Raw genomic sequence first — 24,492 nt, 5'->3', positions numbered from 1 at the left:
CCGTGAAAGGGGCCTCGACCGTCGGCCGCCGTCGCCTATCGGTATGTACGGCTGCCAGGAACGGAATAAGGGCGGAATGCGTGACCGTCCCGGGGCGTCGGCCCGCCGGTCACAGGATTTCGATGGCGTTGATCTTCGGCGGGTTGTTCGGGAAGGTGACCACCCTGTGCCGCGCGATCGACACCACGGCACCATTGGCGTCGTGGAGCCTCACGTCGTTGTTCCCCGTCGAGATCTTGTCGATCCACCATCCCCCGAAGTCGAGCTTCCCGCGGTTCGCGTAGCAGTCCTCGCTCTTGATCCCGGTGCTGTGGTGCGACATGATCCTCAGGAAGTCCCCCTGCTCGGCGCAGCTGACTTCGTTGATGGCGTAAGCAGTTCCGGTCGGCATGACCATGGTGAAGGCGGCAGTTGCCGCGAGCGCCGTGACCATGGTGCGTGCGGCCCTCTTCGTTTTCGAGATCATGATTTCTCCTCGGGTAGATGTCGAACCGATGTCCCGCACCGTGATTATGGAGATGCGCGGCACGACCCGTGTATGTGCCACGCTCGTCGAAGGTGAACATTTCTCTTTTCGGTACGGCCCGCCCGTGTATGACAATGAGAATTTCTTCTTTTGAAGTCGGTGGGGGAACTGTTGGACAGTGCGGGGGAAGCCGCCGAGGGTTACTTCGTCCGACTCAGGAGGCCTTCCAGGGACGGTGCCAGCACCGGGGCGAGCGCCTCGGCGTACGCCTCGGAGAGGTGGCTTTCGTCGCGGTAGACGGAGGTGTCGGCGACGACCACGGGGCAGAGTCCGGGGCGGGGTGCGCAGAGCCAGGGAGTGGGGTCGATGACCGTGGTGGCCGTGGTGGAGGAGGCGGCGCGGATGGCGGTGGAGCGGTCCGGGTCGCGGGTGGCGTCGGGCAAGTGGTTTGCGCAGGCGTGCAGTTGCAGTGAGTTCCTGGCGGCGCAGTCGACGGGGTCGCCCTTGGGCCACGGGGTGTCGAGCAGTGCGGCGACGCGGGCGCCCGACGCGCCGAGGTCACGGAAGGTGCTCTCGAAGCCGGTGATCCACTGCTGGAGGGGGTCGGCGCCGGGACGGGCCGGGGAGCCGGCGTCCGAGGAGGAGGCGAGGACCAGGTCGGGGCGCAGACTCCTGATCCTCGCCACGGCGTCCGCGCGCCAGGTGTCGCAGGCGGTGTACGGCTTCCGGCCGTTGACGACCGTCAGGTCGGCGACCTTGCAGGAGGCCTTCGTGAAGGAGGCCACCTTCCAGCCGCGTGCGGTCGCCACGCGGTGCAGTGCGGGGAACCACTGGGCCGCGTGGGAGTCGCCGAAGAGGACGACCGTACGGGAGGACGTGGGGTCGCCGTAGACGCAGGGCCGGGTGCGGGTGGCGGCGAAGTTGACGTGGCAGCCGTCCCGGTACACGGCGGAGCGGGCGGACTTGACCGTCGGCAGGGGTGTGGCGAGGTTGCTCGGCAGGGCGGTGGGCGGCGACGTCAGGAACTCGGCGAGACGCGCCTGCGGGGCCGGTGCGGCGGAGAGGGCCTGGGCCAGCGCGGGCGCGGGGCCGCCCGTCTCGATCGTCGGCGGGACGGCCACCGCGGTCAGGGACAGCGCCGAAGCGCCCGCGGTGAGCGCGGCCCCGAGTGCCAGGGCGCGGCCGGGGCGTCTACGGAAGGCCCGGTGGAAGCGGGCCGGGTTCTCGACGAGGCGCAGGGTCAGCCACGCCAGGCCCAGGGCGATCGCGGACAGCCCGAGCGCGAGAGGCACTCCGGCGGTGCCGTCGGGGCGGCCCAGCGCCGCCGGGGCTATGACCAGCAGCGGCCAGTGCCACAGGTACCAGCCGTACGAGAGCCCGCCGAGCCGTACAAGCGGCCGCCGCCCCAGCAGCCACCCCGCACCGTGTGCCGTGGGCACGCTGCCTCCGGCCAGGACGAGTACGGTGCCGATGACCGGCAGGAGGGCGTGGTGGCCGGGGAACGGTGTGCCTGCGTCGTACAGGACCGCTGCCAGGGTGACGCAGGCCAGGCCGATCCAGCTCAGCGGGGCCGCGAGGGCGGCGGGCAGTCGTTCCAGCCGCCCGGTGGTCAGCGCCAGGAGTGCGCCGGCGCCCAGTTCCCAGATCCGGGTGAGGGAGCCGAAGTACGCCCAGGACACCGAGGAGTTCGTCATGAGGACACTGGCCGCGAACGACCCCGCGCACAGGAGGGCGAGCGGCACGGCGACCATCCGGAGCCGACCGCGGGCGGCCCGCCAGGAGAGCAGCAGGACCAGGGGCCACACCAGGTAGAACTGCTCCTCCACGGAGAGTGACCAGAAGTGCTGGAACGGCGACGGCGGGCTGTTCTGGGCGAGATAGTCCGTACCGGCCGCCGCAAGCCGGAAGTTGACGGCGTACAGGACGCTGGAGAGGCCGTCGCCCGCGTACTCGGCGAGCCGCGCCTTGGAGAGGAACAGCCACGCCCCGACCAGCGTGACGACGACCACCAGGGATGACGCGGGCAGCAGACGCAGTGCGCGGCGGGCATAGAAGGAACGGAGCGACACCCGTCCGGTGGCGGCGAGTTCGCGCAGCAGCAGCGACGTGATGAGGAATCCGGAGATCACGAAGAAGACGTCGACGCCGATGTAGCCACCGCTCACCTGGGACACGCCGGCGTGGGAGAGCACCACCAGCCCGACGGCCACCGCGCGCAGCCCCTGGATGTCGAGCCGGAGGCCATGGCCTCCGGGCGGTGCGGATCCGCCGCTCGCCGGGGCCTCGCTCATCTCGGCGGACGGGGTGCTCGGCATCAGGGGTGACTCCTCGGGGAGGGTTCGGCCGGGAAGGACGCTTCAGCTGAGTAGATCCGCCCGCCGCCCCGAGGGGTTCCGCTCCGGTGGCACCGAGTCGCCTCGGGCGCGAAGGTTCAACCGCGGGAAACCACCGATTCACCTCATGGCCCGGCGGCACCGGCCCGGAAGGGTCCGGACTGCGCGCCCCCCGATGTCCATCAGGCTTAATAGAAGGCGAAAGAAAAGGGTGTCCGGGTTATTGACCGGACGGATGGGGCGCGGCACAGTTCCGGAGAGCGCTCTCCTGTCAGTCCCGCCTCTCAAGGAGCTCCCGCATGCGCGTAGTTGGCACATCTCCCCCGTCGGCACCCCCGCCCGGAGCAGCCCGCAAGGGGCTCGTCGGTGCCGTGGTCACGGCACTGGCTGCCGCGCTGCTCGCCCTGACACCCGCCCCTGAGGCCGAGGCGGCGCCGGTGCTGCTGTCCCAGGGCGGTCAGGCGACCGCATCCAGTCAGGAGCACCACGGCACTCCGGCCGGCAGCGCCGTCGACGGTGACCCCGGCACCCGCTGGTCGAGCGCGGCCTCGGACCCCCAGTGGCTGAGCGTCGACCTCGGTGCCCCCGCCGCTCTCGACCGGGTCGAGCTGAGCTGGGAAGCCGCTCACGCGAAGACCTACCGCATCGAACTGTCGGCCAACGGCACCGACTGGTCGACCGCCTACTCCACCACCGCCGGAGCCGGCGGCACCGAGGTCGTCGACGTCTCGGGGACCGCGCGTCACGTCCGTGTGCTCGGTACCGCCCGAGCCACCGGATACGGCTACTCACTGTGGGAGTTCAAGGTCTTCGGCACCAGGGACGGTGGCACGGGACCGGTCATCCCCGGTGGGGGAGACCTCGGCCCGAACGTGCACGTCTTCGACCCGTCCACACCCGGCATCCAGGCCGAGCTCGACCGGGTCTTCAGGGAGCAGGAGTCGGCACAGTTCGGCAGCGGGCGCCACGCCTTCTTCTTCAAGCCGGGCACGTACGACGACATCAACGCGCAGATCGGCTTCTACACCTCCATTGCGGGCCTCGGCCTGAAGCCGGACGACACCACGTTCAACGGTGATGTCACCGTGGACGCGGGCTGGTTCAACGGAAACGCCACCCAGAACTTCTGGCGTTCGGCCGAGAACCTGGCTCTGAACCCCGTCAGCGGCACCAACCGCTGGGCGGTCTCCCAGGCGGCCTCGTTCCGTCGTATGCACGTCAAGGGCGGACTGAACCTCGCCCCGAACGGCTACGGCTGGGCCAGCGGCGGCTACATCGCCGACAGCAAGATCGACGGCCAGGTCGGCCCCTACTCCCAGCAGCAGTGGTACACGCGCGACAGCACCGTCGGCGGCTGGACCAACGGCGTGTGGAACATGACCTTCTCCGGCGTCGAGGGCGCACCCGCGAACAGCTTCCCCCAGCCCCCGTACACCACGCTCGACACCACCCCCGTGTCGCGCGAGAAGCCCTTCCTCCACCTGGACGGCGACGAGTTCAAGGTCTTCACGCCGGCCAAGCGCACCGCCGCACGCGGCACCACCTGGGCCGGCGCCACCCCGCAGGGGACGTCCATCCCGCTGAGCGAGTTCTATGTCGTCAAGCCCGGCGCCACCGCCACGACGATCAACGCCGCCCTGGAGCAGGGCCTGCACCTGCTCTTCACCCCGGGCATCTATCACGTCGACCGGACCATCGAGGTGAAGCGGGCCGACACCGTCGTCCTGGGCCTCGGGCTCGCCACGATCATCCCCGACAACGGCGTGACCGCCATGAAGGTCGCCGACGTCGACGGGGTGAAGCTCGCAGGCTTCCTCATCGACGCCGGACCGGTCAACTCCCCGACGCTGCTGGAGATCGGCGGCCAGGGCGCCTCCGCCGACCACGCCGCAAACCCCGCCACCGTCCAGGACGTCTACGTCCGCGTCGGAGGCGCCGGTCCCGGAAAGGCCACGACCGGCATCGTCGTGCACAGCGACGACGTGATCATCGACCACACCTGGGTGTGGCGCGCCGACCACGGTGAGGGCGTGGGCTGGGAGACCAACCGCGCCGACTACGGGGTGCGCGTCAACGGTGACGACGTGCTGGCGACGGGCCTGTTCGTCGAGCACTTCAACAAGTACGACGTCGAGTGGTACGGGGAGAGGGGCAGGACGATCTTCTACCAGAACGAGAAGGCGTACGACGCGCCGAACCAGGCCGCCATCCAGAACGGGGACACGAAGGGCTACGCCGCCTACCGGGTCGACGACTCCGTGAACACCCACGAGGGCTGGGGCATGGGGAGTTACTCCAACTACAACGTCGACCCGACGATCCGCCAGGACCACGGCTTCAAGGCCCCGGTGAAGCCCGGCGTCAGATTCCACAGCCTCCTGGTGGTCTCCCTCGGCGGCAACGGTCACTACAACCACGTCATCAACGACACCGGTTCGCCCACCTCCGGTACCTCGACGATCCCGTCGACCGTGGTGTCCTACCCCTGATGAACCACCGGCCCGCCCGGCTCCCAGGAGCGGACCGGGCACGACGCCCTCCGGGCGGGGCCACAACCCCGCTTCCCCGCCCGGAAGGGCCCCACCGGACACGCGCACAGAACCCGGACGCCCCACCCCGCCCGACGGGCGGGCCGTCCTCCCCACACGCCTGCCGGCGCGGGGATCCCGTACGCACGCCCCGCCGCCCGGCACCCGACCTGCCAGGAGCAGATGTGTCGAAACCTCTCGCGCACCCCACGCCGGCACGCAGACGCGTCGGCGTGCCCCTCCTCGCCCTCGGCGCGCTGATCGCGTCGTCACTCACCCTCACCGCATCCCCTCCGGCCCTGGCCGCCGAGACCCTGCTGTCCCAGGGGAAGGCCGCCACGGCCTCGTCCCACGAAGGCGAGGCGTTCGCGGCCTCCGCCGCGGTGGACGGCGATCTCACGGGCACCCGCTGGGCCAGCGGGTGGAGCGACCCGCAGTGGATCCAGGTGGACCTCGGCGGCAAGCAGGACCTGAGCCGGGTCGTACTCACCTGGGAAGCGGCACACGCCAAGGACTACGAACTCCAGGTGTCCGACAACGGCACCGACTGGCGCGCGCTGAAGGCCGTCACCGGAAGTGACGGTGGCACGGACGACATCGCCGTGACCGGCTCCGGCCGGTACGTCCGGATGCTCGGAACCACCCGCTCCGGCGGCTACGGATACTCGCTGTGGGAGTTCCAGGTCTACGGCGACGGTCAGCCGCCCGCCGCCGGGGGCACGGTCGCCGTCACCGGCTCGCAGGGCGACTGGCAGCTCACCGTCGGCGGGAAGCCCTACCAGGTCAAGGGCCTCACCTGGGGCCCCTCCGTCGCCGACGCGGCGCGTCACATGCCCGACCTGAGGTCGATGGGCGTGAACACCATCAGGACCTGGGGCACCGACGGCACCAGCGGACCCCTGCTCGACGAGGCGGCAGCCAACGGCATCCGGGTCATCAGCGGCTTCTGGCTCCAGCCCGGCGGCGGCCCCGGCAGCGGCGGCTGCGTCAACTACGTCACGGACACCGCGTACAAGAACACCTCGCTCACCGAGTTCGCCAAGTGGGTCGACACCTACAGGAGCCACCCCGGCGTCCTGATGTGGAACGTCGGCAACGAATCGGTGCTCGGCCTCCAGAACTGCTACAGCGGTACCGAGTTGGAGAACCAGCGCAACGCCTACACGTCCTTCGTCAACGACGTCGCCAAGAAGATCCACTCGATAGACCCGGACCACCCGGTCACCTCCACCGACGCGTGGACCGGCGCCTGGCCCTACTACAAGCGCAACGCCCCCGACCTCGACCTCTACTCGATGAACTCCTACGGCGACGTCTGCAACGTGCGCGGCGCCTGGGAGCAGGGCGGCTACACCAAGCCCTACATCATCACCGAGGGCGGACCGGCCGGTGAGTGGGAGGTCCCGGACGACGCCAACGGCGTACCCGACGAGCCCACCGACGTGCAGAAGGCCGACGGCTACACCGAGGCGTGGGGCTGTGTCACCGGGCACCAGGGCGTCGCGCTCGGTGCCACGCTGTTCCACTACGGGCTGGAACACGACTTCGGCGGTGTCTGGTTCAACCTGCTGCCCGACGGGCTGAAGCGCCTGTCGTACTACGCGGTGAAGAAGGCCTACGCCGGATCGACGAGCGGCGACAACACACCGCCCGTCATCACGGACATGGGCGTCACCCCGGCGTCCGCGGCCCCCGCGGGCCGGGAGTTCACGGTCCGCGCGGACGTGCGGGACCCGGACGGCGACCCGGTGACGTACAAGATCTTCCTCAGCGGCAACTACGCGAGCGGCGACAAGGGGCTCGTCGAGGCCCGGTGGCGGTCCACCGGCGACGGCACCTTCGCCGTCACCGCGCCCGAGAGGCTCGGGGTGTGGAAGGTGTACATCCAGGCCGAGGACGGACGCGGCAACGCCGGGATCGAGACGAAGTCGGTCAAGGTCGTCGCACCCCCCGTCGAGGGCACCAACGTCGCGCTGAACAGGCCCACCACCGCCTCGTCGTTCCAGGCGTCCTACGGCGACTGCCCGTGCCCGGCAGCCCTCGCCACGGACGGGAGGACGGAGACGCGCTGGGCCAGCGACTGGAGCGACCCCCAGTCGATCCAGGTCGATCTCGGGGCGCCGACCGCGTTCCGCACGATCCAGCTGGTCTGGGACCCGGCCTACGCCTCGTCCTACGAGGTCCAGGTCTCCGACGACGGCGCCGGATGGCGCACGATCCACACGAACGCGTCGGGCAACGGGGACGTCGACACGATCGACGTCTCCGCCACCGCTCGGCACGTACGCCTCCAGCTGAAGGCCCGGGGCACGGGCTGGGGCTACTCGCTGCACGAGTTCGGCGTCCACCGCTGATCGGAGCGGCGCGTGCCGCGTCTCCGGCAGGGCCCGGCCGTCGCCGCGAGGGGGCGGCCGGGCCCTGCCCCGCGGCACCTCACCTCAACTGGGCGCGGCCCGGTCCCGCAGGGTCGTCCGCCACATCGGGGTCTGCTCCTGGGCGGCCGTCTCGTCCTGTCGTCCGCCGCGTTCGAAGAATTCGGCGAGCGGCAGGGCGGCCGCCCCCACGGTGACCGCGTCCGGCCCCAGCGTGCTGAGGTCGATGCGCACATGAGCGGCCGGATACGCGAGGGCGTACGAGGTCGCGTAGGCCCGCACCGAGTCCAGGAAACGAGTGCCGAGCTGGAGCCCCGCCCAGCCCCCGACGAGGATGCGCTCAGGCTGGAAGAGGTTGATCAGATCGGAGAAACCGGCGCCGAGGTACTCCGCGGTCTCCTCCAGGACGGCCAGGGCGGTGGCGTCGGAACCGGGTCCGGCGGCTTCCCCCTGGCCGGGCGGATACGCGGCGGCCAGCATGGCGGTGAGCGCGGTTTCCTCGTCGACGTCCACAAGGGGCTGCCCGCCCGCCTCGCGCCACCGCTCCAGCAGCGCCTCGGCGCCCGCATAGGCCTCCAGGCAGCCGAGCGCACCGCAGCGGCAGCGTCGGCCGCGCACACGTACGGTCAGGTGCCCCCACTCGACCGCCCGGCCCGGGCGCATGTCGTCGGTGACCACACAGGCGCCCACACCGGAGCCGAAGAGCACGACCACGGCGCTCTGCGCCCCCCGCCCGGCACCGAACCACATCTCGGCCTGGCCGAGCGTCTTGGCGCCGTTGTCGATGTAGTACGTCACGTTCGCGGGGAGCGGCACGGACTCCCGCAGGAGACGCTCCAGCGGCACCGCGTCCCAGCCGATGGTCTGGCCGTGCACGACGGCACCGTCCTCGGGTGTCCTGGAGACGATGCCCGGTACGCCGACGCCCACGCCGAGGAGCCGGTCGGCCTCGATCCCCGCGCGGTCGAGGACCTCGGTGATGCCCGCGCTCACGTGCCCCACCACGACACCGACGTCGTAGCGGTCGACGCGGCGGGGCCCGTCCAGTGCCAGGGGCGTCTCGACGCGGGCGAGTTCGGTGAGGGCGAGGTCGAAGAGTTCGACCCTCACCCGGGTCTCGCCGATGTCGACACCGATCATGTACCTGCTCTGCGGACGGATACGCAGAAGGGTGCGAGGGCGCCCGCCCGCGGAGTCGACGCTGCCGGCCTCCTCGACCAGCCCCTCGGCGACCAGTTCACCCACCACGTTGCTCACGGATCCGGAGCTCAGCCCGGTGGGCGGGCCGAGCGAAAATCTGCTCAACGGACCATCGAAATACAGATGTTGCAAAACGGCGGTGCGGTTCTCGCGCCGCAGGTCACGCACGGTTCGGCCGCTGCGTACTTTCACCCTGCCCCCTTTTCTCGAAGCTCACCTCCGCAACATACCGTCGCGGCCCCCCTTGACGCGTCCTTCGCTTGGGGTTTAACTCACACCATAAATTAAGCCGTGTGGGTTTGAGGTCGAACGTGGACGGGGCGTCGGACCAACGAGACGTCGACCGCGAACGGAACGTCGGCCCGCAGTGGGCATCCGTCACTTCTGAAAGGCCCCTGGAGTCATGCGCAGAATCCGAGCCGCGGCCGTCGGAGCCGTCACCCTCTCGCTCGTACTCACCGCGGCTGCCTGCGGCGGCGGATCGTCCGGGGCGGGCGGATCCAACGAACAGCCGAAGAAGCTCACGTACTGGGCCTCGAACCAGGGCGCCGGCATCGAGGTGGACAAGCAGGTCCTTCAGCCCGAGCTCGACAAGTTCGAGAAGGAGACCGGCATCAAGGTCGAGCTGGAGGTGGTGCCCTGGGGAGACCTGCTCAACCGCATCCTCACCGCCACCACCTCCGGGCAGGGGCCGGACGTGCTGAACATCGGGAACACCTGGAGCGCCTCGCTGCAGGCCACCGGTGCGCTGCTGCCCTGGGACGAGAAAAACTTCGAGGCGATAGGCGGCAAGGACCGCTTCGTCGAGTCCGCCCTCGCCTCGACCGGAGTCCAGGGCGAGGACCCGGCCGCCGTGCCGCTGTACTCCATGGCCTACGCGCTCTACTACAACAAGAAGATGTTCGCCGACGCCGGCATCCAGAAGCCGCCCACGACGTGGGACGAGGTGACCGAGGCCGGGAAGAAGCTGTCCGAGGACGGCAAGTGGGGGCTCGGCGCGGAAGGCTCCAACCTCTCCAACAACATCCACCAGGTCTTCGTGCTCGCGAAGCAGCACGGGGCCGACTTCTTCACCGCCGAGGGCAAGGCGGACTTCACGTCCGACGGAGCGGTGGCTGCCGTCAAGCAGTACGTCGATCTCATGGCCAAGGACAAGATCATCGCGCCCGGCAACGCCGAGTACGCCCAGAACCAGTCCCTGAGCGACTTCGCCAAGGACAAGACCGCCATGGTGCTGTGGCAGACCGCGGCCGCCACCTTCGAATCCCAGGGCATGGACAAGGAGGAATGGGGTGTCGCGCCCGCCCCGGTCCAGTCGGGGAAGCCCGGCACGGGCAGGAACACGAACTCCATGGTCGCCGGCATCAACATGGCCGTCTTCAACAACACCAAGAACATCGACGGCGCCAAGAAGTTCGTGAAGTTCATGACCAGCGACGCGGAGCAGACGGTCCTGAACAAGGCCTACGGCTCGGTCCCGCCGGTCAAGGCCGCCCAGGAGGACGGCGCGTTCAACACCTTCGCGATGTCGCCCCTGAGGGAGGCGCTCGCCACCAGCGCCGCCGCCCTGCCCCAGGTCCCCGAGGAGTCGCAGTTCGAGACCGTCGTCGGCACGGCGGTCAAGGAACTCTTCGCCGACGCGGCCGCCGGCCGCCCGGTGACGACCGGATCGGTCAAGGCGAAGCTCGAGAAGGCCCAGCAGCAGATGCCCGAGAAGTGAGCACGGACACCACCATGACCACAACCGCCGCCCCCGTCCCCGGCGAGCGGACAGCAGAGAAGAGGAACCCCGGAGCGGCGCCACGCAGACGCCGCTCCGGGCGGCTGCGCAAACTCGGCCTGCCCTACCTGCTGCTGCTCCCCGCCCTGCTCCTCGAACTGCTGGTCCACCTGGTGCCCATGATCATCGGCATCGTCGTCAGCTTCCGGCAGCTCACCCAGTTCTACATCCGGGACTGGGCCACCGCGCCGTGGGCCGGTTTCGACAACTACGCCGTCTCGGTCGACTTCGACGCCCCGGTGGGCGAGGCGCTCGTGCGGTCGTTCCTGACGACGTGCCTGTTCACCCTGCTGTCCGTGGGACTGTGCTGGTTCCTCGGAACAGCGGCCGCGGTCTTCATGCAGGAGACCTTCCGCGGCAGGGGCTTCCTGCGCACGCTCTTCCTCGTGCCGTACGCCCTGCCCGTGTACGCCGCGGTCATCACATGGGCGTTCATGTTCCAGCGCGACAACGGCATCGTCAACCACGTCATCCACGACCAACTCGGTCTCACCGACAGCCCGCCGTTCTGGCTCATCGGCGACAACGCCTTCGTCACCCTGCTCGTCGTCTCGGTGTGGAAGGGCTGGCCCTTCGCCTTCCTCATCATGATGGCCGGCCTGCAGAACATCCCCCGGGACATCTACGAAGCGGCGGCGCTCGACGGCGCCGGGGTCTGGCAGCAGATCCGCTGCATCACCCTGCCGTCACTGCGTCCGGTCAACCAGGTCCTCGTACTCGTGCTGTTCCTCTGGACCTTCAACGACTTCAACACGCCGTTCGTCCTGTTCGGCAAGGCGGCACCGGCCTCCGCGGACCTGATCTCCATCCACATCTACCAGTCGTCCTTCCAGACCTGGAACTTCGGCACGGGCTCCGCGATGTCGGTCCTGCTGCTGCTGTTCCTGCTCGTCGTGACCGGCCTCTACCTCCTGTTCACGTCCCGAGGAAAGCAGGCCACCGATGCCTAGGACCGCACAGCGCACACCCCCTTCCCCGATGGCGCCCCCGCGGTCGTTCCTGTGGGTGCGGCGGATCTTCCTGACGTTCCTCACCGTCTTCGTGGTCCTGCCGGTGTTCGTCATGATCACCAGCTCCCTCAAGCCGCTGGAGGACGTGAGCGGGAAGTTCCAGTGGATTCCCTCGGGCCTGACCGTCAGCCCCTACTTCGACATCTGGGACACGGTCCCCCTCGCCGACTACTTCATGAACTCCCTGATCGTCGCCGGGGCGGCGACCGTCTGTTCCGTGGTGATCGCGGTGTTCGCGGCCTACGCCGTCAGCCGCTACCACTTCCGCGGCAAACGCGTGTTCACGGTGACCGTCCTGTCCACGCAGATGTTCCCCGGCATCCTCTTCCTCCTGCCCCTGTTCCTCATCTACGTGAACATCGGCAACGCCACCGGCATCGCCCTGTTCGGGTCGCGGGCCGGCCTCATCATCACGTACCTCACCTTCTCCCTCCCGTTCTCCATCTGGATGCTGATCGGATACTTCGAGTCGGTGCCCAAGGACCTGGACGAGGCGGCCGAGGTGGACGGCTGCGGCCCGCTCGGCGCGCTGTTCCGGGTCATCGTCCCCGCAGCGATCCCCGGCATCGTCGCCGTCGCCGTGTACGCGTTCATGACGGCCTGGGGCGAAGTGCTCTTCGCCTCCGTCATGACCAACGACACCACCCGCACCCTCGCCGTCGGCCTGCAGGGCTACTCCACGCAGAACGACGTGTACTGGAACCAGATCATGGCCGCCTCCCTGGTGGTGAGCCTCCCCGTCGTCGCCGGGTTCCTGCTCCTCCAGCGCTACCTCGTCACCGGCCTCACCGCCGGCGCCGTCAAGTAGCTCCCGGTCCACCCGCCCCTCCACCCCCTGATCGCTCGACGTCTGCGAGGTACCTGTGTCCGAACCGATAGATCTCGCCGCCTTCCCCCGTGATTTCGTCTGGGGCACGGCCACCGCCGCCTACCAGATCGAAGGCGGCGTCGCCGAGGACGGCCGGTCCCCCTCGATCTGGGACACCTTCTCCCACACCCCGGGAAAGGTCGCCAACGGTGACCACGGCGACGAGGCCTGCGACCACTACCACCGGTGGCCCGAGGACATCGCCCTGATGAAGCGGCTCGGCGTCGACTCCTATCGCATGTCGACGGCCTGGCCGCGCATCGTGCCGGGCGGCGACGGACCGGTCAACGCGCCGGGGCTCGACTTCTACGACCGGCTGGTCGACGGCCTCCTGGACGCCGGCATCACCCCCAACATCACCCTCTACCACTGGGACCTGCCCCAGGCCCTCCAGGACAGGGGCGGGTGGACGGCACGGGACACGGCCGGACACCTCGCGGCCTACGCGGCCGTCGTGGCCGAACGCCTGGGGGACCGGGTCACCCGGTGGGCCACCCTGAACGAACCGCTGTGCTCAGGATGGATCGGGCACCTGGAAGGCCGGATGGCCCCCGGCCTGACCGACCTGACCGCGGCGGTCCGCGCCTCCTACCACCTGCTGCTCGGCCATGGGCTGGCCACACAGGCGATCCGCGCCGCCGCACCCGGAGCCCAGGTCGGGCTCGTGACCAACCACTCCACGGTGACGGCCGCCTCCTCCGGCCCCGAGGACCTCGCGGCAGCGGTCCGCATGGACGGCCACACCAACCGCTGGTGGCTCGACCCCGTCTACGGCCGCGGCTTCCCCACGGACATGCGGGAACTCTACGGAGTCGAACTGCCCGAACGCGCGGGTGACCTGGAGACCATCGCCACCCCCCTTGACTGGCACGGCCTCAACTACTACTTCCCGGTCACCGTCGCCGACGACCCCGAAGGCCCGGTCCCGTACGCCCGGGAGGTCCGGCTCCCCGACGTGCCACGCACCGGCATGGACTGGCAGATCGACGCCGACGGCCTCGAAGCGCTGCTCATGCGTCTGACCGACGACTACGGCGCGGGCCGCCTGTACGTCACCGAGAACGGCTCCGCCTTCCCCGACACCGTCGGACCCGACGGCAGGGTGGACGACCCCGAGCGGACCCATTACCTGGAGCAGCACGTGGCGGCGTGCGCGAGGGCCGTCCGCAAGGGAGCACCCCTGGCCGGGTACTACGCCTGGTCGCTGCTGGACAACTTCGAGTGGGCCTACGGCTACGACAAGCGCTTCGGCCTCGTCCACGTCGACTACCCGACGCAGACGCGCACGGTCAAGAGCAGCGGTCACCGGTACGCGGACATCATCCGCGCCCACCGCCGGGCACACTCCTGACAACGGCGCGCGCCTCACGACCGGCGCGTACACGCCGGTCGTGAGGCCTCTTCCTGATCCCGGGCGGGGCGGCGATCTCGATCGTGGCGGCCCTGAGCGGCCGGTTCTACGACCGTTTCGGCCCGCGCCCGCTGGTGATTCCCGGTGCGCTCGTCTGGCTGGCAGTCCTGTGGTTCCTCAGCCGGGTGGACGAGAACACGAGCGTGATCACGCTGATCTTCGCGTGGCTGGTGTTCACCAGCGCGATGGCCGCGATGTGGGCGCCGCTCACGACCAGTGCGATGGGCGCCCTGAGGACCGAGCTCTACCCGCACGGCACCGCGGCCTTCGCCACCGTCCAGCAGCTCGCCGGTGCAGGTTTCGGTGCGGTGTTCATCTCGGCCTACACCATCGGCTCCGGCGCCCGGGACGCCGGTGTGCTCACCATGGCGCAGGCCGAGTCCGCCGGACAGGCCGCCTTCATGACCGCATGGGTCATCGGCCTGCTCGTGCTGGTGGGCGCCCTCTTCGTCGGTCGGACACCGGGTCCGGCCCCCGACGGGACGTCCGCCGATGCCGCCGACGGGACATCCGCCGACGGCGTGTCGGCCACCGACGAAGCGATCTGCAAGGCGGGGGCCGGTGACCACGGACAAGAAGCTCGTCCTCGGGATGGGACTGATCGACGGATACGGTGGTCTGCACGGCGCCTGGCGTGCCCCACACGTGGACCCCGGGACCTACGCCGACGTCAATGCCACCGTGCGTCATGCGAGAGCCGCCGAGCACGGGAAGTTCGCATTCCTCTTCACTCCCGACTGCCCCGCCGTACGAGGCGACGTCGAGCACTCCACGATCAGCAACCTCATGGGCCCGGCGGCCCCAGCCCGCACCTCCTGTCGATCGCGGGCCGCTGCGCGAGCGGCTTCATCGCCGAGGTGTGGACGATCGAGGAGGCGCGCCCAGCGCGAGCTCGTGCGGAACGCCGCACGCGAAGCCGGTCGCGACTCCGACGAGATCAAGTACATCGCCGGCATCATGCCACCGGACGGCGTCGACGCATTCGTCGACGAGGTGGTGCCGATCCTGCAGGAACGCGGCATCTATCCCACCGAGTACCCGGGCACGACCCTGCGCGCGAACCTCGGCGTTCCGCACCGGTACGGACTCGACCCGCGCGTCACCGGAGCCGAACAGTGATCACGGTGGGTGCCACAGACGCTCCGGTGGCCCGTCCGTGGACGGCGCAGCCTCGATCTCTCCGCCGCCGATGTCCGCATCGTCACAGGGACTTCAGACGCGAACTGCCCGGCACCTCCGCCTGGCCCAGCCGGGCCTCCGTCCGCACCCCGATCTCCGGTTTCGTCGAAGGCCGTTGCAACTTCCGACCGCACAGCAGCCTCGGCCACCTCACCCCCTCCGAGTACGAGACCGCACTCGCAACCTGACGGTGCTGGGCGGTGCGCGTGATGCCCGGCGGATGCGCCTCGGCGTTTCGGCGCGCCCGAACAGGATCTGGTCCGCGCCGGTGCACGCGGAGTCGTATGTGTGCGTACACGCGCCGCCCGAGGAACCCCGCACGCCCTACCGGTGCGCGAGGGCAGCAGAAATGATGAGCGCACCGCACATGAACCAGGTGATCCGCAGTTCCCCGTCCCTCCGGCCGGGCGGACTCGCGGCGGAAGGAGTTCACGGTGTTGCTTCTCATCTCCCCTGACGGCATCGAGGAAGCGCTCGCCTGCGCGAAGGCGGCGGATCACCTCGACATCGTCGACGTCAAGAAGCCCGATGAGGGCTCTCTCGGCGCCAACTTCCCTTGGGTCATCAGGGAGATACGCGACGCGGTACCGGCGGACAAGCCGGTGTCCGCCACCGTGGGCGACGTTCCGTACAAGCCCGGCACCGTGGCGCAGGCCGCGCTCGGTGCGGCCGTCTCCGGCGCCACGTACATCAAGGTGGGTCTGTACGGGTGCACGACTCCCGAGCAGGGCGTCGAGGTCATGCGGGCGGTTGTCCGGGCGGTGAAGGACCACCGCCCGGACGCGCTGGTCGTCGCCTCGGGCTACGCCGACGCCCATCGCGTCGGCTGCGTAAATCCGCTTGCCCTGCCCGACATCGCGGCCCGCGCCGGCGCCGACGCGGCCATGCTGGACACCGCGATCAAGGACGGGACGCGGTTGTTCGACCACGTTCCGCCGGACGTCTGCGAAGAGTTCGTCCGCCGCGCCCACGCGTTCGGTCTGCTCGCTGCCCTCGCGGGAAGCGTCAAGCAGGCCGACCTCGGTCCGCTGACCCGTATCGGCACGGACATCGTGGGCGTGCGGGGAGCGGTCTGCTCGGGCGGTGACCGGAATGCCGGAAGGATCCAGCCAGACCTGGTCGCCGCCTTCCGGGCGGAGATGGACCGGCAGGCCCGGGAGCACGCCACCGACGCCCCGGCCCTGAACTGACCACCGGGATGCCGAGACCGGAAGCCGGCCGCGTCTCCGGACACCGAGACCCAGGCCTCCCTGTCATCGACCCGGCCTCCGGGGAGACCTTCGACGAAACCCCCGACCAGCAGCCGCACGAGCTGGACGACGCGATCGACCGGGCCCGGCGCGCCTGGATCGGATGGCGCGCCGACCCGGCCACTCGCACCGCCCGGCTGCATGCCGCCGCGGACGCGGTGGACGCCGCCGGGGACGACCTCGCTCCGTTGCTCACCCGGGAACAGGGCAAGCCTCTGGCCGAGTCGTACGCCGAGGTCGCCCGTACGGCGGCCCGGCTGAGGTACTTCGCCGCTCTGACCCCCCGCACCCGCCGGATCGACGACGGCAGACCCGTGCACAGCGAGATCCGCTGGCAGTCTCTCGGGCCCGTTGCCGCGATTGTGCCGTGGAACTTCCCCCTTCAGCTCGCGTCGGCGAAGTTCGCTCCCGCACTGGCCGCCGGCAACACCGTGGTCCTCAAACCGTCCCCGTACACCCCCCTTGCCACCCGGCTGCTCGGTGCCGTCCTCGCCACAGCCCTGCCCGAGGATGTCCTGACCGTCATCACCGGCCGGGAACCCCTCGGTGCGCACCTCGCCGCCCACCCGGGTATCCGCCACGTCACCTTCACCGGCTCGGTCCCGACCGGGCGGGCCGTTGCCACGGCTGCGGCGGCCTCACTCGCCCGCGTCACCCTGGAACTGGGCGGCAACGACGCGGCCGTCCTGTTGGACGACGTCGACGTGGACCGGGTCGCGGACCGGCTGTTCTGGGCCGCCTTCCGGAACTGCGGGCAGGTCTGCATGGCGGTCAAGCGCGTCTACGCACCGGCCCGGCTCCACGCCGAGGTCGTCGAGGCCCTCGCACACCGTGCGAAGACCGTCGTCGTCGGATCCGGCCTGGACTCGGAGACACGGCTCGGGCCGGTCAACAACGCCCCCCAACTGGCCCGCGTCGAGCGGGTCACGCGACGGGCCCTGGCGGCCGGCGCCAGGGCGGCGGCCGGTGGTCACCGGCTCGACGGACCGGGTTACTTCTTCGCTCCCACGATCCTCACGGACGTCCCTCCCGACGATCCGGTGGTGACCGGGGAACAGTTCGGGCCGGTCCTGCCGGTGCTGCCGTACCGAAACCTCGACGAAGCCGTCGAAGCGGCCAACGACACCGGCTTCGGGCTGGGCGGTTCGGTGTGGGGCACCGACCTCGACCGGGCGGAGGCGACAGCCGAGCGGCTCGAATGCGGCACGGTCTGGATCAACCACCACGCCGAACTCTCCCTTGCTCAGCCCTTCGCAGGCGTCAAGGACAGCGGGGTCGGTGTCGCGGGCGGGCCGTGGGGCCTCTACGGCAACCTCCGTCCCTTCGTCGTGCACCGGCCGAAGGGGGAGGGGTGATGAGATTCAGAGCCGCCGTGCTGCGCTCCTACGAGACCCCGTTCGCGGTCGAGGAGGTCGTCCTGAGCACCGGCCCGGCCGCCGGTGAGATCCTCGTCGAGATCGCGGGATGCGGAATGTGCCGGACCGATCTCGCGGTCCGGCGATCAGCCGGCCGCACCCCGCTGCCGGCGGTCCTCGGCCACGAGGGGAGCGGAGTTGTGGTGGCGTCCGGCGACGGCCCGGACAGTGCGATCGGCGTCGGTGACCACGTCGTGCTGAGCTTCGACTCCTGCGGAGACTGCCGGAACTGCCGCAGCGCTGCCCCCGCCTACTGCGACTCCTTCGCCTCACTCAACCTCTTCGGGGGACGCGAGGAGGACCCGTCACGACGCACCGACGCAGTCGGGGGAACGCTGGCCCCCCGGTGGTTCGGCCAGTCCTCCTTCGCCGAATACGCCCTCGTTCCCGCGCGCAACGCCGTCAGGGTCGACGCCGCCCTGCCGCTCGAACTGCTGGGTCCGCTCGGCTGCGGCACCCTCACCGGTGCCGGAGCCGTGCTGAACACCTTCCGTGCCGGCCCCGGTGACACCCTCGTCGTACTCGGCGCGGGAGCGGTGGGCCTGGCCGCAGTCATGGCGGCCACCGCCGCCGGCGTACGGACCGTGGCAGTCGACCGGCATCCGGGGCACCTGGAACTGGCCGAACGGTTCGGCGCGCTCCCGCTGCCCGCCGTAACGGCCGGACTGGCCGAACGCATCCGTCGGCACACCGACGGCGGCGCGCAGTACGCCCTGGACACCACGGCCTCCGCCCCGCTGATCAACGACGCGCTCCGCGCGCTGCGCCCCACCGGCACCCTCGGTCTCGTGGCACGCCTCCACACCGCGCTGCCGCTCGAACCGGGCACGCTCGACGGGGGCCGCAGCATCCGGCACATCTGCGAGGGGGACGCCGTACCCGCACTGCTGATACCCCGGCTGATCAGTCTGTGGCAGGCCGGCCGTTTCCCCTTCGACCAACTGATCCGCACCTATCCCTTGGCCGACATCAACGAGGCCGAACGCGACTGTGACGCCGGACGCGTGATCAAACCCGTCCTGCTGCCGGAAGGAAGAGACCGATGAGTGAAACCTCCACCACCGGAGACCCTCGCCGTCCCACCAGCGACCCTTCCGTGTCCTTCGCTCCCGGCGAGGGGGACATGACCACCACGGCGACGAGGCGGACCGGCGCGGAAGGCGTGGACGCAGGCGTGGGACTGACAGCCCTCCTGGTCGCCGCCGCACGGGCGATCGAGACCCACCGTCACGACAGCCTGGCCAGGGACGTCTACGCGGAGCACTTCGTCCGTGCGGCCCCCGCCTGCGCGGACTGGCCGGTGAGCATCCAAGAGGTCCCGGAAGGGGACGACAACCCGTTGTGGGGGCGGTTCGCCCGTTACTTCGGTCTGCGGACCGGAGTCCTCGACGACTTCGTCCACCGGTCGGTCGGTACGGGCGTACGCCAAGTGGTGCTGCTGGGGGCGGGATTGGACACCCGCGCCTTCCGGCTGGACCTGCCGCCCGACTGCGTCGTCTTCGAGATCGACAGGGCGGGCGTGCTGGCCTTCAAGGAACGGGTGCTTACGGAGCTGTCGGCCGCCCCGAAGGCGAAGCGGATCCCGGTCCCGGCCGACCTGCGCTCCGACTGGGTCACCGCACTGACCTCTGTCGGCTTCGACCCGGCCGTTCCAAGTGTCTGGCTGGCCGAAGGACTGCTCTTCTACCTACCGGGACCCGCCGAGACGTACCTCATCGACATGGTGGACCGGCTCACCGCCAAGGGCAGCGCCCTGGCCTTCGAGGCCAAGCTGGAGAAGGACCTGCTCGCGTACCGCGACAGTGCGATCTACACGGCGACGCGAGAGCAGATCGGCATCGATCTTCTCGACCTCTTCGACAGGGGGCCGCGCCCCGACTCCGCGGGTGACCTGGCGGCCAAGGGCTGGTCCATCTCGGTGCACACGCCCTTCGACTTCACCCGTCAGAAGGGACGTGGTCCCCTCCCCGAGCCGAACGACGCGCTGGAGGGGAACCGTTGGGTCTTCGCGCACAGGCCCCGATCCTGACGTCCGCTCACGGAGACGTCCGCTCACGGAGACGTCCGCCCGGGGCCGGCGCCCGCGCGTGCGGGGAGATCCGGGGCCCGACCCGCGGCGTCCCGGTACGGCCCGCGCCGCCACGGAACGCCATGCCCAGGCCGTGTCAGACGGCCCGGACAGCCACCAGTTGGTCAGCCGGAATTCCACCCAAGTCCGGTGCGTAGTAGTCCTCGATGCCCCTGGCCCACGTGGTCACGGTGATGCGGTTTTCGGCGTCCGGGCCGAAGGCGTCGAAGAGCGCATGGATGTTCGCCTCCGCGAAGCCGATTGCCCTCATCAGGGACACGAAGAGCGGGCGCTCGATCAGGCCGTCACCGTCGGGATCGCCGAGTGCGGCGAGCGCCTCGGCGAACTCGGTGATCGTGGGACCGAAGCGCTCGGGGTCGAGCACGAACGGACGGAACTCGTCGACGGAGATCACACCATCGCCGTTGGCGTCCAGCTCGGTGGCCAGTGTGGTCCAGTAGCGGCGGAACGCGGCCCGGATGGCCTCCCTGGCGCGGTCGTCCGATGCGACCGCCACCTCCAGAACACGTCCCGTCATGAGGTCGAAGTCCTCGGAGTCGAGGACCCCGTTGCCGTTGGCGTCGAACAGGGAGAAGACCAGCTCGGCCCTCTCGGTGGCCTCGGTTCGCATGTCCATCACTTCTCTCCTACGGTCCTACGATCCCGGACCTGGCTCGATGAGTGTTCCTGTGTAACCGCGTAGGGGGAGAAACGTGACGGTGAGGAGACCTCGGCTACCGGAAGGAGTGAGTGTGCCGACAGCCAGTTCGTACGGTCGGTCGTTCGCGGCGTGCGGGGGCCGGTCGCCCGCTCACCGGCCGGACCGATTCGCCGACGCCGTCCGGCACCCCCTCGCCTGCGACTACCTACGCGCCGAACCATCCTCGCCGGGCGGCGCCGTCGAGGCGCGTACCACGAGTTCGGTGGCGAGCTCGACGTGGTGGGACCCGACCTTCTCGCCGTTGGACAGGCGGAGGGCGGTGCGCAGCGCAGCGCCGCCCATCTCCCTCAGTGGTTGGCGCACGGTGGTCAGTGGTGGCGAGGCCATCTGGGCGAGGCTCGTGTCGTCGAAGCCGACCACGCTCAGATCTTCAGGGATGCGCAGACCGCGGGTACGGGCGGCCTCGATGACACCGACGGCGATCTCGTCGTTGCCTGCGAAGACCGCCGTCGGTGGCTCATGCAGGCTCAGCAGTGCTGTGGCGCCGAGCAACCCGGTCTCGTACGTGAAGTCTCCGCACCGGACATAGTCGTCCGGCACCCGCAATCCCTCCGCCTCCATGGCGGCGCGGTAGCCGTGCGTGCGCGCCTGGTTGCATACGGCCATGACCGGTCCGCCGAGATAGGCGATGCGGCGGTGGCCCAGGGAGAGCAGGTGCTGGGTCGCCGTCAGGCCGCCGGTGAAGTTGGTCGCCCCGATGCTGTTGACCCGGCTGTCCGGCAGGTGCAGTGGGTCCAGTACGACCAGGGGCAGCCCGCACCGGGCCAGTTCGTTCAGGTGCGCTGTGGAGTACACGCTGGTGACCGCGATGACGGCTCGGCGCCCGGCCGAGACCAGATCCCTGGCCCAGTGTGGGGCGCGGGCAGCCTTGCTGATCACCACCGAGGCCCCCAACTCGGCCGCGGAGTCGACGATGCCTTCCAGGGTCTCGGCCACGTACGACTTGAGGCCGCCCTTGAACTGCACCTCTATCGTCGGGACTTCGGCGGCCTCGGTGTGGCGGAACACGGGCGCGAGGTAGTGGTACTGATGCAGTAGTTCCTGCACCCGGGCACGGGTGTGCGGTGCCACGTCACCGCGACCGTTGACCACTTTGGACACGGTCGCGACGGAGACCCCAGCCACTTGGGCGATGTCCGCCAAGGTGGTGCGCCTGGCGTTCGGTCGCATCGGTTCCTCTCGGTTGTACGTCCACCAGTGCGGTGAGCCGCCGTTCGGGCCGGCAACACGTCTGGAACCGGTCAACTCTACGGCAACCCGGCACCGAGCCCGTCCGGGGAGGCGCCGACGAGCCCCGGCCCCGACGCGTCCGACGATGTCCGTGAGTTCGGTGGGCGAGCGAGGGCGTCGGACCCGTCCGGAAGGTTCGGCGCCGAGTCCCTCCGACGCGGGGTGACCTGCACCGACAGTGCGACGGCTGCGGTCTGCACGTCGTCCTTCGTCCTCGACTGGCATTTTTCGAAATAGTTTCGGTCCCTGTCGAAGCCTGTTGAAGGTCGTTGTCACTCGCCTCTCCCCAGCTGTAGCAGTACCGGTGGCACATTCCTGCACTTGTATTGACAGGGCGTCAGCCCGAAACCTAACTTGCATGAACAGGGCTCGGAGAAGACTGTTTTCGAAAACTTTCACCATGACTCACGAGAAGCCGGTGGCTCTCGAGTGCGGAGGAAAGACATGGCGCTCTCCAGACGTACCCTCCTCGGCCTGGCAGCCGGCGTGCCGGTCTCCGCGGCGCTGACGGCCTGCGGTTCGTCCGGTCCCAGCGGCAGCGGCAGCGGCGGTGGGGCCACGTACTGGTACCTGAACGGTCAGCCGCAGGAAGGTGTCAGAGCCGGCGCGGTGGACGCCTTCAACAAGGCCCACCCGAGGGAACAGATCAAGGACACCACCTTCCAGAACGACGCGTACAAAACGAAGATCAAGACCGCTATCGGTGCCGGGCAGGCGCCCACCATCATCTGGGGCTGGGGTGGCGGGACGCTGCGCACCTATGCGGAAGCGGGCCAGGTCGAGGACCTCACCTCGTGGTTCGGCGAGCACTCCGAAGTCAAGAAGGGGCTGTTCCCGTCCTCGTTCGGCGCGGCAACCGTCGACGGCAAGATCTACGCGATGCCGTGCGAGGTCGTGCAGCCGATCGTCCTCTACTACAACAAGAGGGTCTTCGACCAGGTCGGCGTGGAACCTCCTCAGTCCTGGGACGATGTCATGGCACTGGTGCCCCGGTTCAACGCGAAGGGCATAGCGCCGTTCTCACTCGGTGGCCAGTCCCGGTGGACGAACATGATGTGGTTGGAGTTCCTGTTCGACCGCATCGGCGGTCCCGAGCTGTTCCAGGCCGTCATGGAGGGCGAGAAGAACGCCTGGTCCAACCCGGACGCCATCACCGCGCTGACGAAGACGCAGGAGCTGGTCGAGGCCGACGGGTTCGTCAAGGGCTTCTCCTCGATCACCGCGGACTCCAACGCCGACCAGGCACTGCTGTACCGCGGCAAGGCCGCGATGATGCTGCACGGAGCCTGGTCGTACGGCATCCAGCAGGCCGACGGCGGGGACTTCGTCTCGAGCGGCGCGCTGGACTACATGAACTTCCCGCCCGTCGAAGGCGGCAAGGGTGATCCGGGCAACACCGTCGGCAACCCGGCCCAGTACCTGTCCATCTCCTCGAAGGCCAGCGCCGAGGAGAAGAAGATCGCCAAAGAGTTCTTCGCCTCAGGCGTCCTCCAGGACGAGGAGGCGAAGAAGTGGATCGACAACGGGTCGGTCCCGATCCGGCTCGGCACGGAGAAGCTGCTGGCCGCCTCCAAGAACGCCGATTTCCTGCAGTTCACCTACGACATCGCCAGCAAGACCAAGGTGTTCGGTCAGTCCTGGGACCAGGCGCTCACTCCGGCGGCCGCCGAGACACTGCTGGACAACATCGCCAAGTTGTTCCAACTGTCGATCAGTCCGCAGCAGTTCGCCGCCAACCTCAACGCGGCCACCGCCAAATGACCTACCTCGCCGACCATCCACCGCGCCGCGAACCGCGCAGCATCCTGCCGTGGCTGGCGACGCCGGCGCTGGTGGTCTTCGTCGGCTTCGCCGTGATCCCACTCGTCGGTGTCTTCGCTCTGAGCTTCACCACGTGGGACGGGATCGGCGCCATCAACCCGTCGGGGCTCACCAGCTGGCGTGCGGTGCTCACCGACCCCGGGCTGCCGCACGCCCTCTGGGTGACGTTTCTGGTAATGGCCGTGTCCTGGGCCGTTCAGACGCCGCTGAGTGTTCTGCTCGGCACGTTCATGGCAGGCCGCCAGCGTTATCGTGCTGTGCTGGGCGTGGTGTACTTCGTTCCGCTGATGCTCAGCTCGGCGGCGATCGCGATCGCGTACAAGGCACTGCTGGACCCCAACTTCGGGCTCGGAGCCGGGCTGAAGATCCCGGTGCTCAGCCAGGACTGGCTGGGGCGGCCCGGGCTCGCGTTCGGGGTCGTCATCTTCGTCGTCTCCTGGCAGTTCGTCCCGTTCCACTCCCTGATCTACCAGGGTGGTGTCCAGCAGATTCCGAAGTCACTCTACGAAGCGGCGCAGTTGGACGGAGCCGGGCGGATCCGGCAGTTCTTCAGCATCACTCTGCCCCAGCTGAAATACACCATCATCACCTCGTCCACGCTGATGGTGGTCGGTTCGCTGACCTTCTTCGACCTCATCTACGTCCTGACCGAGGGCGGCCCCGGCGACGCGACCCGGGTCCTGGCACTGGACATGTACAAGCGGGGATTCCAGGCCAGCCTGATGGGACCGGCCAGCGCCATCGCGGTCATCCTGGTCCTGGTGGGTCTGGCCCTCGCCCTGCTGCTGCGTCGGCTCGGCGGCCGGGACGCCGGCGCGAGCCAACTCGAGGGGGCCTGAC

General features: G+C 69.4%; 19 protein-coding genes and 1 pseudogene. 15 read left to right on the top strand and 5 right to left on the bottom strand.

What is annotated here, in order from left to right; translation table 11 throughout:
- Nucleotides 1–109: 109 nt before the first annotated feature.
- Nucleotides 110–466, bottom strand: a complete 357-nt coding sequence (locus ABT001_RS23510) for a beta/gamma crystallin domain-containing protein (protein WP_351280759.1) — start codon at nucleotides 464–466, stop codon at nucleotides 110–112.
- Here ABT001_RS23510 and ABT001_RS23505 point away from each other — a divergent pair.
- The gene (locus ABT001_RS23505) at nucleotides 390–620 is read left to right on the top strand and encodes a hypothetical protein (protein WP_351280859.1); all 231 of its coding nucleotides are present in this window, start codon (nucleotides 390–392) and stop codon (nucleotides 618–620) included. The two genes, ABT001_RS23510 and ABT001_RS23505, sit on opposite strands and share 77 nt — an antisense overlap.
- 46 nt (nucleotides 621–666) lie before the next feature.
- Here the strand turns inward: ABT001_RS23505 and ABT001_RS23500 are convergent, their stop codons facing one another.
- Nucleotides 667–2,781, bottom strand: a complete 2,115-nt coding sequence (locus tag ABT001_RS23500; protein WP_351280756.1) for an acyltransferase family protein — start codon at nucleotides 2,779–2,781, stop codon at nucleotides 667–669.
- A 317-nt stretch (nucleotides 2,782–3,098) separates the two neighbouring features.
- Here ABT001_RS23500 and ABT001_RS23495 point away from each other — a divergent pair, with 317 nt between their 5' ends.
- Nucleotides 3,099–5,288: a pectate lyase-like domain-containing protein gene (locus ABT001_RS23495; protein WP_351280753.1), complete on the top strand. Its 2,190-nt coding sequence runs from the start codon at nucleotides 3,099–3,101 to the stop codon at nucleotides 5,286–5,288.
- Between the two features lie 224 nt (nucleotides 5,289–5,512).
- Nucleotides 5,513–7,681 (top strand): discoidin domain-containing protein, encoded by a 2,169-nt coding sequence (locus ABT001_RS23490; RefSeq protein ID WP_351280750.1) that lies wholly within the window; start codon nucleotides 5,513–5,515, stop codon nucleotides 7,679–7,681.
- 84 nt (nucleotides 7,682–7,765) lie between these two features.
- On the opposite strand, the gene ABT001_RS23485 is transcribed toward ABT001_RS23490, so the two are convergent.
- Entirely contained in the window at nucleotides 7,766–9,091 is a 1,326-nt protein-coding gene (locus ABT001_RS23485) for an ROK family protein (RefSeq protein WP_351280748.1), read from the bottom strand.
- A 211-nt stretch (nucleotides 9,092–9,302) separates the two neighbouring features.
- On the opposite strand from ABT001_RS23485, the gene ABT001_RS23480 reads away from it, so the two are divergent.
- From ABT001_RS23480 to ABT001_RS23435, 10 genes and pseudogenes are all read left to right on the top strand, one after another.
- On the top strand, nucleotides 9,303–10,619 hold the full coding sequence (locus tag ABT001_RS23480) for an ABC transporter substrate-binding protein (protein ID WP_351280746.1): 1,317 nt from the start codon (nucleotides 9,303–9,305) through the stop codon (nucleotides 10,617–10,619).
- A gap of 14 nt (nucleotides 10,620–10,633) precedes the next feature.
- The gene (locus tag ABT001_RS23475; RefSeq protein ID WP_351280743.1) at nucleotides 10,634–11,629 is read left to right on the top strand and encodes a carbohydrate ABC transporter permease; all 996 of its coding nucleotides are present in this window, start codon (nucleotides 10,634–10,636) and stop codon (nucleotides 11,627–11,629) included.
- A 28-nt stretch (nucleotides 11,630–11,657) separates the two neighbouring features.
- The gene (locus ABT001_RS23470; RefSeq protein WP_351280847.1) at nucleotides 11,658–12,497 is read left to right on the top strand and encodes a carbohydrate ABC transporter permease; all 840 of its coding nucleotides are present in this window, start codon (nucleotides 11,658–11,660) and stop codon (nucleotides 12,495–12,497) included.
- A gap of 55 nt (nucleotides 12,498–12,552) precedes the next feature.
- Nucleotides 12,553–13,908 (top strand): GH1 family beta-glucosidase, encoded by a 1,356-nt coding sequence (locus tag ABT001_RS23465; protein ID WP_351280741.1) that lies wholly within the window; start codon nucleotides 12,553–12,555, stop codon nucleotides 13,906–13,908.
- A 53-nt stretch (nucleotides 13,909–13,961) separates the two neighbouring features.
- Nucleotides 13,962–14,450, top strand: a pseudogene (locus ABT001_RS23460) (MFS transporter); the annotation flags it as partial.
- Nucleotides 14,451–14,529: 79 nt separating this feature from the next.
- Entirely contained in the window at nucleotides 14,530–15,087 is a 558-nt protein-coding gene (locus tag ABT001_RS36120; protein ID WP_502967513.1) for a hypothetical protein, read from the top strand.
- Between the two features lie 494 nt (nucleotides 15,088–15,581).
- Complete coding sequence (locus tag ABT001_RS23450; RefSeq protein ID WP_351280738.1) at nucleotides 15,582–16,337, top strand: (5-formylfuran-3-yl)methyl phosphate synthase; 756 nt, start codon at nucleotides 15,582–15,584, stop codon at nucleotides 16,335–16,337.
- A gap of 8 nt (nucleotides 16,338–16,345) precedes the next feature.
- Nucleotides 16,346–17,752 carry an aldehyde dehydrogenase family protein gene (locus tag ABT001_RS23445; RefSeq protein ID WP_351280736.1) on the top strand — a complete coding sequence of 469 codons (1,407 nt, stop codon included), beginning with the start codon at nucleotides 16,346–16,348 and terminating at the stop codon, nucleotides 17,750–17,752.
- Nucleotides 17,752–18,858, top strand: coding sequence for an NAD(P)-dependent alcohol dehydrogenase (locus tag ABT001_RS23440; RefSeq protein ID WP_351280733.1), 1,107 nt, complete (start codon nucleotides 17,752–17,754; stop codon nucleotides 18,856–18,858). Before ABT001_RS23445 ends, ABT001_RS23440 begins: the two co-directional genes overlap by 1 nt.
- A gap of 77 nt (nucleotides 18,859–18,935) precedes the next feature.
- Complete coding sequence (locus ABT001_RS23435) at nucleotides 18,936–19,841, top strand: class I SAM-dependent methyltransferase (RefSeq protein WP_351280844.1); 906 nt, start codon at nucleotides 18,936–18,938, stop codon at nucleotides 19,839–19,841.
- A gap of 136 nt (nucleotides 19,842–19,977) precedes the next feature.
- Here the strand turns inward: ABT001_RS23435 and ABT001_RS23430 are convergent, their stop codons facing one another.
- A complete protein-coding gene (locus ABT001_RS23430) occupies nucleotides 19,978–20,511 on the bottom strand; it encodes an EF-hand domain-containing protein (RefSeq protein WP_351280841.1) in 534 nt (177 codons plus the stop codon).
- Between the two features lie 231 nt (nucleotides 20,512–20,742).
- Complete coding sequence (locus tag ABT001_RS23425) at nucleotides 20,743–21,771, bottom strand: LacI family DNA-binding transcriptional regulator (protein WP_351280730.1); 1,029 nt, start codon at nucleotides 21,769–21,771, stop codon at nucleotides 20,743–20,745.
- Nucleotides 21,772–22,275: 504 nt separating this feature from the next.
- Between ABT001_RS23425 and ABT001_RS23420 the strand changes: the two genes are divergently transcribed.
- Nucleotides 22,276–23,592, top strand: coding sequence for an extracellular solute-binding protein (locus ABT001_RS23420; protein WP_351280727.1), 1,317 nt, complete (start codon nucleotides 22,276–22,278; stop codon nucleotides 23,590–23,592).
- Nucleotides 23,589–24,491 (top strand): carbohydrate ABC transporter permease, encoded by a 903-nt coding sequence (locus ABT001_RS23415; protein ID WP_351280725.1) that lies wholly within the window; start codon nucleotides 23,589–23,591, stop codon nucleotides 24,489–24,491. Before ABT001_RS23420 ends, ABT001_RS23415 begins: the two co-directional genes overlap by 4 nt.
- Nucleotide 24,492 lies beyond the last annotated feature (1 nt).

This window comes from Streptomyces sp. NPDC002793 (assembly GCF_040295485.1).
In the GTDB taxonomy this organism is placed as follows: domain Bacteria; phylum Actinomycetota; class Actinomycetes; order Streptomycetales; family Streptomycetaceae; genus Streptomyces.
This window is presented reverse-complemented; position numbering and strand designations above follow the sequence as displayed.

What these genes read in the sequence shown, in the direction of transcription:
- ABT001_RS23505 (WP_351280859.1), top strand. Translation starts at nt 390, where the DNA reads ATGACCATGGTGAAGGCGGCAGTTGCCGCGAGCGCCGTGACCATGGTG.
- ABT001_RS23510 (WP_351280759.1), bottom strand. Translation starts at nt 466, where the DNA reads ATGATCTCGAAAACGAAGAGGGCCGCACGCACCATGGTCACGGCGCTC.
- ABT001_RS23420 (WP_351280727.1), top strand. Translation starts at nt 22,276, where the DNA reads ATGGCGCTCTCCAGACGTACCCTCCTCGGCCTGGCAGCCGGCGTGCCG.
- ABT001_RS23475 (WP_351280743.1), top strand. Translation starts at nt 10,634, where the DNA reads ATGACCACAACCGCCGCCCCCGTCCCCGGCGAGCGGACAGCAGAGAAG.
- ABT001_RS23445 (WP_351280736.1), top strand. Translation starts at nt 16,346, where the DNA reads ATGCCGAGACCGGAAGCCGGCCGCGTCTCCGGACACCGAGACCCAGGC.
- ABT001_RS23425 (WP_351280730.1), bottom strand. Translation starts at nt 21,771, where the DNA reads ATGCGACCGAACGCCAGGCGCACCACCTTGGCGGACATCGCCCAAGTG.
- ABT001_RS23415 (WP_351280725.1), top strand. Translation starts at nt 23,589, where the DNA reads ATGACCTACCTCGCCGACCATCCACCGCGCCGCGAACCGCGCAGCATC.
- ABT001_RS23470 (WP_351280847.1), top strand. Translation starts at nt 11,658, where the DNA reads ATGGCGCCCCCGCGGTCGTTCCTGTGGGTGCGGCGGATCTTCCTGACG.
- ABT001_RS23430 (WP_351280841.1), bottom strand. Translation starts at nt 20,511, where the DNA reads ATGCGAACCGAGGCCACCGAGAGGGCCGAGCTGGTCTTCTCCCTGTTC.
- ABT001_RS23495 (WP_351280753.1), top strand. Translation starts at nt 3,099, where the DNA reads ATGCGCGTAGTTGGCACATCTCCCCCGTCGGCACCCCCGCCCGGAGCA.
- ABT001_RS23435 (WP_351280844.1), top strand. Translation starts at nt 18,936, where the DNA reads ATGACCACCACGGCGACGAGGCGGACCGGCGCGGAAGGCGTGGACGCA.
- ABT001_RS23500 (WP_351280756.1), bottom strand. Translation starts at nt 2,781, where the DNA reads ATGCCGAGCACCCCGTCCGCCGAGATGAGCGAGGCCCCGGCGAGCGGC.
- ABT001_RS23480 (WP_351280746.1), top strand. Translation starts at nt 9,303, where the DNA reads ATGCGCAGAATCCGAGCCGCGGCCGTCGGAGCCGTCACCCTCTCGCTC.
- ABT001_RS23440 (WP_351280733.1), top strand. Translation starts at nt 17,752, where the DNA reads ATGAGATTCAGAGCCGCCGTGCTGCGCTCCTACGAGACCCCGTTCGCG.